This window comes from Curtobacterium sp. NPDC098951, assembly GCF_044759965.1.
GTDB lineage: Bacteria > Actinomycetota > Actinomycetes > Actinomycetales > Microbacteriaceae > Curtobacterium.
Genome location: NZ_JBIWAG010000004.1, coordinates 41,130 through 50,625, shown reverse-complemented (window position 1 = coordinate 50,625; position 9,496 = coordinate 41,130). Strand labels below are relative to the sequence as shown.

The 9,496-nt window shown below is 69.4% G+C and carries 8 protein-coding genes; 3 read left to right on the top strand and 5 right to left on the bottom strand.

Annotated elements, in window-relative coordinates:
• Positions 1 to 180 precede the first annotated feature (180 nt).
• Genes ACIQUC_RS12645 through ACIQUC_RS12635 form a run of 3 tightly spaced genes read right to left on the bottom strand, consistent with a single transcriptional unit; the run spans position 181 to position 3,475 of the window.
• On the bottom strand, positions 181 to 1,095 hold the full coding sequence (locus ACIQUC_RS12645; RefSeq protein WP_402267367.1) for a carbohydrate ABC transporter permease: 915 nt from the start codon (positions 1,093 to 1,095) through the stop codon (positions 181 to 183).
• Between the two features lies 1 nt (position 1,096).
• Complete coding sequence (locus ACIQUC_RS12640; RefSeq protein ID WP_022905760.1) at positions 1,097 to 2,062, bottom strand: carbohydrate ABC transporter permease; 966 nt, start codon at positions 2,060 to 2,062, stop codon at positions 1,097 to 1,099.
• A 45-nt stretch (positions 2,063 to 2,107) separates the two neighbouring features.
• Positions 2,108 to 3,475 carry an extracellular solute-binding protein gene (locus ACIQUC_RS12635; protein WP_402267364.1) on the bottom strand — a complete coding sequence of 456 codons (1,368 nt, stop codon included), beginning with the start codon at positions 3,473 to 3,475 and terminating at the stop codon, positions 2,108 to 2,110.
• A gap of 226 nt (positions 3,476 to 3,701) precedes the next feature.
• Here ACIQUC_RS12635 and ACIQUC_RS12630 point away from each other — a divergent pair, with 226 nt between their 5' ends.
• Complete coding sequence (locus ACIQUC_RS12630) at positions 3,702 to 5,207, top strand: alpha-N-arabinofuranosidase (RefSeq protein ID WP_022905758.1); 1,506 nt, start codon at positions 3,702 to 3,704, stop codon at positions 5,205 to 5,207.
• A 658-nt stretch (positions 5,208 to 5,865) separates the two neighbouring features.
• Here the strand turns inward: ACIQUC_RS12630 and ACIQUC_RS12625 are convergent.
• The gene (locus ACIQUC_RS12625) at positions 5,866 to 6,159 is read right to left on the bottom strand and encodes a hypothetical protein (RefSeq protein ID WP_022905757.1); all 294 of its coding nucleotides are present in this window, start codon (positions 6,157 to 6,159) and stop codon (positions 5,866 to 5,868) included.
• A 163-nt stretch (positions 6,160 to 6,322) separates the two neighbouring features.
• Positions 6,323 to 7,309: a LacI family DNA-binding transcriptional regulator gene (locus ACIQUC_RS12620; RefSeq protein WP_402268008.1), complete on the bottom strand. Its 987-nt coding sequence runs from the start codon at positions 7,307 to 7,309 to the stop codon at positions 6,323 to 6,325.
• 186 nt (positions 7,310 to 7,495) lie between these two features.
• Here ACIQUC_RS12620 and ACIQUC_RS12615 point away from each other — a divergent pair, with 186 nt between their 5' ends.
• Positions 7,496 to 8,431 carry a carbohydrate ABC transporter permease gene (locus ACIQUC_RS12615; RefSeq protein WP_402267360.1) on the top strand — a complete coding sequence of 312 codons (936 nt, stop codon included), beginning with the start codon at positions 7,496 to 7,498 and terminating at the stop codon, positions 8,429 to 8,431.
• Positions 8,428 to 9,417: a carbohydrate ABC transporter permease gene (locus ACIQUC_RS12610; protein WP_022905754.1), complete on the top strand. Its 990-nt coding sequence runs from the start codon at positions 8,428 to 8,430 to the stop codon at positions 9,415 to 9,417. Before ACIQUC_RS12615 ends, ACIQUC_RS12610 begins: the two co-directional genes overlap by 4 nt.
• Positions 9,418 to 9,496 lie beyond the last annotated feature (79 nt).

The window sequence follows — 9,496 nt, the reverse complement described above, 5'->3', positions numbered from 1 at the left end:
CTCCTCGGGTCGGGGCTGGCGCCGTTGTTTTTGAGCCCCGACGCTCGGGGCGACCCGTAGACGGACAGGAGGCGCGGTGCCAGCTGGCACCGCGCCTCCCTGGCAGGCTCGGTCGGCGCGCCCCGCACAACGCTTCGCGTTGCCGCTGAGCGGGGCGCGCCCGTCCGTCCTGTGGTTGCGTCAGCCCTTCAGGCCGGACCCCGTCACGCCCTCGACGATCTGCCGCTGGAAGATCAGGTAGAGGATGATCAGCGGCAGCGCCGCGAGGATCGCTCCGGCCTGGATGTCCGCGTAGCGCTGGCCGAAGCTGCCCTGGACCGTGGCGAGCCCGACCGGGATCGTCATGAGGTCCGGGTTCGACAGCACGAACAGCGGCAGCAGCAGGTTGTTCCAGACCCCGACGAACGTCAGGATCGTCACCGCCGCGATCACCGGACGCGACAGCGGCAGGATGACCGACCAGTAGACCTTCCAGATGCCGGCGCCGTCGATCCGGGCGGCCTCCTCGAGCTCCCGCGGGATCCCGTCGAAGAACTGCTTGAAGATGAACACCGCGATCACGGCGGGCACCTGCGGGAAGATGACCGACCAGTAGGTGTTCAGCAGGCCGACGGAGTTGAGCTCCTGGAAGATCGGGATGATCAGCACCTGCGTGGGGATCATGATCCCGAGGATGATGAGCAGGAACGCGACGTTGCGCCCGCGGAACACGAGTCGCGACAGCGCGAACGCGGCCATCGACGCGAACAGCACCGTCAGGAGCGCGGTGACCACGCTCGTGATGCCGCTCGCGAGGTACCAGTTCCAGATGTCGCCGGCCTGGAACAGCGCCGCGTAGGAGTGCAGCGTCGGGTTCCAGTTGGACAGGATGGCGTTCGCGCCGAGGGCCGCGACGCCGTTGTCGGACAGCGACGTCTTCAGGGCGAACAGGCTCGGGATGAGCCAGATGATCGCGAACACCGTGAGGATGATCGCGGCCGTGATGTTGAACCCCTTGCCCGAGACGCCGATCTTCGCGGCGTTCGCGGGTGCCGCAGCGGAGACGCCGGAGCGGAAGCGGGGGCGGTCGGTGGTGATGCTCTCGGTGGCGGTCATGTCAGGCCCCGATCTCTCGCTTGGCGGCAGCGCGCTCGACGAGCTGCCGGATGACTGCGATCGCGACGATCACGATGAACAGGAGCACCGATGCGGCCGAGGCGGCACCGAGTCGGTTGTCGGTGAAGCCGACGCCCGTGATGAGCTGCAGCGAGACCTGGGTGGAGATGCCCGGTCCGCCGTTCGTCATCAGGTACACCTGGTCGAAGATCTTCAGGCTGGCGATGATCTGCAGCAGGATCACCAGCGTCGTGGTGCGACCGAGCAGCGGCAGCGTGATCGACTTGATCTGCTGCCAGCTCGACGCCCCGTCGACCGCGGCGGCTTCGTACAGTTCGCGCGGGATCTCCTGGAGCCCGGCGAGGTAGAGGACGAAGTTGAACCCGAGCGTCCACCAGACGGTGGCGATCGCGACGCCGATCATCGCGGTGTTCGGGCTCGCCAGCACACCGGCGCCCGGCGTGATGCCGATCGCCTGCTGGACGGACGCGAACAGACCCGTCGCCGGGGTGAAGATGAACACCCAGATGAGCGAGATCGTCGCCGACGGCAGGATGAACGGCAGGAAGAACGCCAGGCGGAAGAACCACTGGCCGCGGTTCATCCGGTTCGTCAGCACGGCGAACAGGAACGCCAGGATGACGAGCGGCGGCGTCGTGTACAGCGTGAACTGCAGCGTGTGCCAGAGCGACGACCAGAAGTCGGCGCGGCCGAGCATCTCGGCGTAGTTGGCGAACCCGGCGAAGCTGCCGAGCCCGGTGCGGACGGTCGAGGTGTTGAAGAAGCTCGAGACGATCATCCAGATCGTGGGGCCGAGCAGGAAGGCCAGGTAGAACAGGCCGAACGGTGCGAGGAAGAGCCACCCGCTGCGGCCCTGGCCGCGCGTGAGGCTGGTCCGGTAGGTGCCGGTTCGTCGAGGAGCGGTGGTCGCCTCCGTGGGACGGGTGAGGACTGGTGCTGCAGTCACGTCATCGTGCCTTTCGCGCGGTGTTCACGGTGGGGACGTGCCCGGTCACAGCGGGCTCGGGGTGTTGAGGTAGGTCGCGAGCTGGTCGTTGATCGCCGACATGGCCTGCGCGGGGGAGCTGCTGCCCTGCTGGACGAGGGCGAGCTGGGCGCCGACGGTGTTCTCGAACGTCGATCCGGAGCCGCCGTACCAGGCCGGGTCGTCGAACACCGCGCTCTCGGCGGCCGAGGCGTAGTTCGACTGCGGCGTGAGCTTCTTGTACGCGGTGCTGTCGTACGTCGGCAGGTACGCCGGGACGTGTCCGCCCTGGGCCCAGGTGAGGCTCTGCTCGAGCATCTGCTTGATGAAGAGCATGTGGGCCTTCCGCTGCTCCGGCGTCCGGTCCTTGCGGGGCAGGATGAACGTGTGCGAGTCGGCCTGCGTCGCCGGCTTGTCGAAGAGCTGCGGGATCGGCGCCATGCCGAACTTCAGCCCCTTGATCGACTGCGCCGTGCTGATCTCCCACTCGCCCTGCATGAAGAAGCCGGCCTTGCCGGTGAACATCAGCGTCTGCGCCGTGGCGTAGTCGAGGCCCTTGTTCAGCCAGCCGTTCTTGACCCACTTCTGGGTCATGTCGGTGACCTTCGTGTAGGCGTCCTCGTTCACGGTCAGCTTCGAGCCGCCGTCGCTGATGAACGGCGTCGCCCCCTCGATCTGGTTGTACATGGTCCAGAAGAAGCGCCACGGGGTCGCGACCTCGCTGACGTTGGCGACGTTGAGGGCCGTGCCGCCGGTGACCTTCGCGACCGCGGCCAGCGCGCTCTCGAAGGCGTCGATCCCGGTGAGGTCCTTGAGCTTGCCGTCGCCGTCGATCAGGCCCGCCTTCTGGCAGATGTCAACGTTGTAGAAGAGGACGAACGGGTGGGTGTCGAGCGGGATGCAGATGTTCTTCCCGTCGGTCTTCTGCGCCGTCCAGGCCTTCTGGTTGAAGTCGCTGGCGCTCAGGCCGACGCTCGCCAGGTCGTCGCTCGTGATCGGGTCGAGCAGGTCACCGTCCCAGAGCGGCTTCGCACGGGTGAGGTGGGCGATGGCGACGTCCGGCGGCTTGTTCCCGACGGTGGCCAGTGTGACCTTCGAGTAGTACGGGTTGCCCCACGCGAAGGTGGTCGCCTGCAGGGACGACGAGCCGCCGTGCTGCTTGGCGTAGCCGGCCTCCATGTCCTGCATGCGGACACCGTCACCGCCGCCGAAGAGGTTCCAGAAGACCAGGGTCTCCGGGTTGAGCGGGGCTCCGGCGATGCCGGCGGCGAGGGGGCTGGAGCAGGCCGCGAGCGGCAGCACCGTGGCGGCGGCTGCACCTGCGGCGAGGAGGCTCCTCCGCGTGAAGGCACCGCCTCGTGGGTGCGAGGTGGGTACGGGGATACGGTTCGGCATGGCATCACTCCATCGGGACGGGCCGAGTCGGAGCAGGGTCGGTGCTCCGTGAGCGCTCACGTTAGCGCGCGTCCCGGCGTGCCGCCACCCTTTCGGTGCGGGTGACGGCCGATCCGTGATGTTCGCGGGCGCCCCCTTTCGTGTCGCGCGGAAAGCCGCTAGCGTTTCGGAAACGTGAGCGCTCACTTTCGCCGAGCGCAGGCAGCCCCACGATCGAAGGAGATCCATGCCCCGCACACACCTCGTCCTCGACGCCGCGTTCACCGTGGGGCCGGTGCGACGTCGCCTGTTCGGCGGGTTCGTCGAGCACCTCGGACGCCACGTCTACGACGGCATCCACGAGCCGGCGCACGAGACCGCTGACGAGCACGGCTTCCGCAAGGACGTCGTCGAGCTCGTCAAGGAACTCGGTGTGTCCGCGATCCGCTACCCCGGTGGCAACTTCGTCTCCGGCTACAAGTGGGAGGACGGCGTCGGCCCGGTCGAGCAGCGTCCCCGTCGTCTCGACCTCGCCTGGCACTCGACCGAGACGAACGAGGTCGGCCTGCACGAGTTCCAGCACTGGCTCGACCAGGTCGGCTCGGAGCTCATGCTCGCCGTCAACCTCGGCACCCGCGGCACGCAGGAGGCCATCGAGCTCCTCGAGTACGCGAACATCGACGCCGGCACCGCGCTCAGCGAGTACCGGAAGTCGAACGGCCGTCAGGAGCCCTTCGCCATCTCGATGTGGTGCCTCGGCAACGAGATGGACGGCCCGTGGCAGCTCGGCCACAAGAACGCCGAGGACTACGGCAAGCTCGCCGCGATGACCGCCAAGGCCATGCGGCAGATCCAGCCGGACCTCGAGCTCGTCGCCTGCGGTTCCTCCGGAGCATCGATGCCGACGTTCGGCGAGTGGGAGCGCACCGTCCTCGAGCACACCTACGACGACGTCGACTACATCTCTGCGCACGCCTACTATGAGGAGGGCGACGACCTCGCCTCGTTCCTCGCCTCCGGTGTGAACATGGACCACTTCATCAAGACGGTCACGACCGCCGCCGACCACGTCCAGGCGCAGAAGAAGTCCGACAAGCGCATCGACATCTCGTTCGACGAGTGGAACGTCTGGTCCATCTCGAAGTGGAACGAGCAGCAGAAGACCTTCGAGCTGCAGGACTGGCCGGTTGCCCCTCGCCTGCTCGAGGACGTCTACACCGTCGCGGACGCCGTCGTCGTCGGCGGCCTGCTCATCTCGCTGCTCCGCCACGCGGACCGCGTTGCCTCGGCGTCGCTCGCGCAGCTGGTCAACGTCATCGGCCCGATCATGACCGAGCCCGGCGGCCCGGCCTGGCGCCAGACGACGTTCTTCCCGTTCTCGCTGACCTCGCGCCTGGCCAACGGCACGTCGCTGCAGGTCAAGTCCTCTGGCGACACGGTCGACGGCGGCAAGTACGGCGAGGTCCCGGTCGTCGACTCGGCCGCCACCGTCGGCGAGGACGGCAAGGCCGCGGTCTTCCTGGTCAACCGGCACCCGTCCGAGTCGACCTCGGTGACGATCGACCTCGCCGGCCTGTCCGTCGAGGGTGACGTCCGCGCCGAGGGCGTCTGGGACGACGACCTGCACGCGGTGAACGACCTGGCGAACACCGAGCGCGTCGGACTGCGCACGAACGACACCGTCCGCCGTGAGGGTGACACCATCACGATCGAACTGCCGCCGGTCTCCTGGACCGCCGTGTCGATCGGCTGAAGCGCCTCGGCGCACGCTGCGGCGGGCGTCGAGTGAGCACAGAGGGCGTCGGGCCGCTTCGCGGTACCGGCGCCCTCTGCCGTGCGCGGGGCCGGGTGCGATGCCAGTTCACGGGGTGGGCGACAGTTCACGCGGTGGCGGGCGCGTGAGCTGTCGGTGAGCGCGTGAGGCGCGTTGCGGTGGTCGGGAGGCCGCTTGGCTGCGGCCGGGAGGCGCGGGGCGGGCTGGTGCCGCGCCTCCCGTCCGCCGCGCGGTCGCGTGTTCACGGGGTGGGCGACAATTCACGGGGTGGCGGGCGCGTGAGCTGTCGCTGGGCGCGTGAGGCGCGTTGCGGCGGTCGGGAGGCCGGGAGGCCGGGAGATCGGGAGGCGCGGGGCGGGCTGGTGCCGCGCCTCCTGTCCGGCGGGCGGTTGCGTGTTCACGGGGTGGGCGACAGTTCACGCGGTGGCGGGCGCGTGAGGTGTCGGTGGGCGCGTGAGGCGCGTTGCGGAGGTCGGGAGGCGCGGGGCGGGCTGGTGCCGCGCCTCCCGTCCGCCGCGCGGTCGCGTGTTCACGGCGTGGGCGACAGTTCACGGGGTGGCGGGCGCGTGATGTGTCGGTGGGCGCGTGAGGTGCCCGCGACGGCGCGGCCGGCGCGGCGGCGCAGCAGCGCGACGCCTCAGGCGGGCGGCGGCGGGGTGCAGCGCACGGCCCGGGCCCGCCAGGTGATCTCCTCGACGAAGGCGGCCGTGTCGGGGCCGAGTGGATCGTCCGGCGCGTCCTCGACCAGCAGTCCGAGCGCCGGGGCGAGCAGGAAGGACGTCGTCGTGGTGCTCCCGAAGGCGTCGACGGTCGGGACCGCCACGGTGTCCGCGAGTCCGGCGTGCGCGAGCGCTGCGGCGTAGTCCAGGACGGCGTCCGCTGCCTCGTCCGAGGTCAGGACGGCGCTCAGGCCGTACACGATGTTCTTCATGATCCGAACGCGCCGAGGTGGGGAGATGAGGACCGCAGCGGTGGCTCGTCCTCCGGACACACGGAAGTGGCGCACACCCGGGGCCGGGACAGCAAGCCGGCTTCGTGTGCACGGTACGCCCCGCTCGCTGACCGTGTGACGTGCAGCCACACCCTGCCCGGCGTCAGGCGGGCGGCGGCGCCGTGCTCGAGCGGACGACCAGGCGCACCGGGACGAGATCGGCCTCGTTCCGGACGGGCTGCCCGTCGATCTGGGACAGCAGGTTCGTGACCGCACGACGACCGACCTCGTCGAAGGACTGGTGCACGGTGGTGAGCGGCGGCCAGAACGAGTCGGACTCGGGCGAGTCGTCGAAGCCCACCACGCTGAGGGTCCCGGGCACGGGGCGCCCGGCCTCGTGCGCCGCACGGAGGACCCCGAGCGCGGTCTGGTCGTTCGCGGCGAACACCGCGGTGATCTCGGGGCGCCGGGCGATCTCCTGCCCGGCGCGGTACCCGGACTCGGAACCCCAGCCGCCGCGGAACACCGGCGGGACGGGCCGCCCGGCGGCTTCGAGCGTGGCCTGCCAGGCGGCGAGCCGTCGGGCGGCCGAGTAGGACGACTCGGGCCCGGCGACGTGCCAGACGGTCTCGTGGCCGAGGTCGAGCAGGTGCTGCGTGGCCCGGCGGGCGCCGTCGGCCTGGTCGGTGTCGATCGCGGGGTGCTGTGTGGTGCCGGTGGAGTCGACCACGACCATCGGGACGCCGTCGGGCAGGACGACCTCGGCCGTGTCGATGATGTGCGACTCGATGATGATCACCACGCCGTCGACGGCCTGCTCGTGCAGTCGCGAGAAGGCCGAGCGGACGCCTTCCTCGGTGCGTGAGGCCATCGGCAGCAGCGTGATGGTGAAGTCGGCGGCACCCGCTGCGTCGGCGATCGCCTCGAGGGTGCGCATGTTGCCGAACGACGCGAGTGTGAACATGATCACGCCGATCGTGCGGAAGCGCCCGGAGCGCAGTGCCCGGGCGGCGCGGTTCGGCCGGTAACCGAGGTCGTCCATCGCACGCCGGACACGGTCGCGGGTGTCGGGGGAGACGTTGTCGAACCCGCGGGCGACCCGGGAGACGGTCTGCATGGAGACCCCGGCGGCTTCGGCCACGGCGGCCATCGACGGGGAGCGACGTGCGGCGGCCGCAGCCGCCAGTTCGGTCGTCACGATGCCCCTCCGGTTCCGGGCGATCTGCCCTGCAGTCCCCAGACGGTAGCGCATGTTGACGTTGCCATGCTATCGTCGCGGCGTTCGATGTTGACGTCAACATCGACGGACCGGAACACCGTACGACAAGGGAGTCACATGAGCACGCTGGAAGCGCGCGCAGCCGGAGCCACCGCGCCGGCCGTGCCACCGCGGCGCCGCGCCAGGCCGCGCGGCCGCTACACGGGATGGCTCTTCGTCGGCCCCTTCGTCCTCGTGCTCGTCGCGATGCTCATCGTGCCGATCGGGTACGCGCTGTGGCTCAGTCTGTTCCGCGACCAGCTCATCGGCGGCAACCAGTTCGTCTGGTTCGCCAACTACGTGCAGCTCTTCCAGGACGCCAAGTTCTGGTCGGGCCTCGGCCGCGTCGCGGTGTTCCTCGTCGTGCAGGTCCCGATCATGCTCGGCCTGGCCCTCGTCGCCGCCCTCGCGCTCGACAGCGCCCGGCTCTGGGGGACGTCGTTCTTCCGCATCGCGGTGTTCCTGCCCTACGCGGTTCCCGGTGTCGTCGCGGCGCTCATCTGGGGCTTCATCTACGGCAACCAGTTCGGCCTCACCGGCACGGCGAACCACGCGTTGGGCATCGACCTGCTGCAGCCGTTCAGCCCGGACTGGGTCCTCACGTCGATCGGCAACGTGGTCACGTGGGAGTTCCTCGGCTACAACATGCTGATCTTCTACGCCGCGCTCCGCACCGTGCCCGGTGAGCTGTACGAAGCCGCCGAGCTCGACGGCGCGGGCCCCATGCGCACCGTGTTCTCGATCAAGCTCCCGGCGCTCCGCGGCCCGATGGTGATCGCCACGATCTTCTCGATCATCGGCAGCTTCCAGCTCTTCAACGAGCCGAACCTGCTGAAGACGCTCGCCCCGAACGTCATCGGCAGCGCCTTCACCCCGAACATGTACGCCTACTCGCTGTCCTTCAGCGGCCAGCAGTTCAACTACTCCGCCACCGTCGCGATCGTCATGGGCGTGATCACCGCGGTGATCGCCTACGTCGTCCAGGTCCGCGGCACCCGCGAGGAGAACCGATGAGCACCCTGCAGCACCCGGCGACCGGCGCGACCGGCCCGGCCACCGTGACCGAAGCGACCACGACGCTCCGTGACCCGCGCACCCGGTCGACCCGCGCCTCCCGGCGTGCCGAGCGGAAGGCCGAGCAGCACGTCGACGGCCGCAGGCCGAAGCGCTCCGGCCTCCTCACCGCCGTGATGATCGTGTTCGTCGTCTACTCGTTCGCGCCGCTGTTCTACCTGCTCGTGAACAGCACGAAGACGCAGGCCTCGCTCCTGTCCACCTTCGGTCTGTGGTTCGGCGGGAAGTTCAACCTCTGGCAGAACATCGTCGACACGCTCACGTACAACGACGGCATCTTCGTCCAGTGGCTCGGCAACACGCTGCTCTACGTGGTCGTCGGCGCCGGCGGTGCGACGCTCCTCGCCACGATCGCCGGCTACGGCATGGCGAAGTTCCAGTTCCCCGGCCGCCGCGCGGTGTTCGCTGTGGTCCTCGGCGCGATCGCCGTCCCCGGCACCGCCCTCGCCGTCCCGACGTTCCTGCTCTTCTCGCAGTTCGGCCTGACGAACACCCCGTGGGCGATCATCCTGCCCTCGCTCATCAGCCCGTTCGGCATGTACCTCATCTGGACCTACGCGGTGGACGCCATCCCCGCCGAACTGCTCGAGGCCGCCCGCATGGACGGCGCCGGCGAGTTCCGCATCTTCTTCACGATCGCGCTCCGTCTGCTCGCTCCCGGTGTCGTCACCGTCCTGCTCTTCGCGGTCGTCGCCACGTGGAACAACTACTTCCTGCCGCTCATCATGCTGAGCGACCCGAAGTGGTACCCCCTGACCGTCGGCCTGAACCAGTGGAACGCGCAGGCCACCGGGTCCGGTGCCGAGCCGATCTACAACCTCGTCGTCACCGGATCGCTCCTCACGATCATCCCGATCGTGGTCGCGTTCCTCTTCCTCCAGCGCTTCTGGCAGTCCGGCCTCGCGGCCGGGTCCGTCAAGGCCTGACCCGTCAGGCCGGGAGGCGCGGGGCGACCCCGCCACGCGCCTGCCGGCCCGGCACACAGCAGCTCCACCCCCTCTCCAC

Bases quoted from the DNA above. Each gene is read 5' to 3' on its own strand.
- ACIQUC_RS12645 (WP_402267367.1), bottom strand. From the start codon at position 1,095: ATGACCGCCACCGAGAGCATCACCACCGACCGCCCCCGCTTCCGCTCC.
- ACIQUC_RS12635 (WP_402267364.1), bottom strand. From the start codon at position 3,475: ATGCCGAACCGTATCCCCGTACCCACCTCGCACCCACGAGGCGGTGCC.
- ACIQUC_RS12630 (WP_022905758.1), top strand. From the start codon at position 3,702: ATGCCCCGCACACACCTCGTCCTCGACGCCGCGTTCACCGTGGGGCCG.
- ACIQUC_RS12625 (WP_022905757.1), bottom strand. From the start codon at position 6,159: ATGAAGAACATCGTGTACGGCCTGAGCGCCGTCCTGACCTCGGACGAG.
- ACIQUC_RS12620 (WP_402268008.1), bottom strand. From the start codon at position 7,309: ATGGCCGCCGTGGCCGAAGCCGCCGGGGTCTCCATGCAGACCGTCTCC.
- ACIQUC_RS12615 (WP_402267360.1), top strand. From the start codon at position 7,496: ATGAGCACGCTGGAAGCGCGCGCAGCCGGAGCCACCGCGCCGGCCGTG.
- ACIQUC_RS12610 (WP_022905754.1), top strand. From the start codon at position 8,428: ATGAGCACCCTGCAGCACCCGGCGACCGGCGCGACCGGCCCGGCCACC.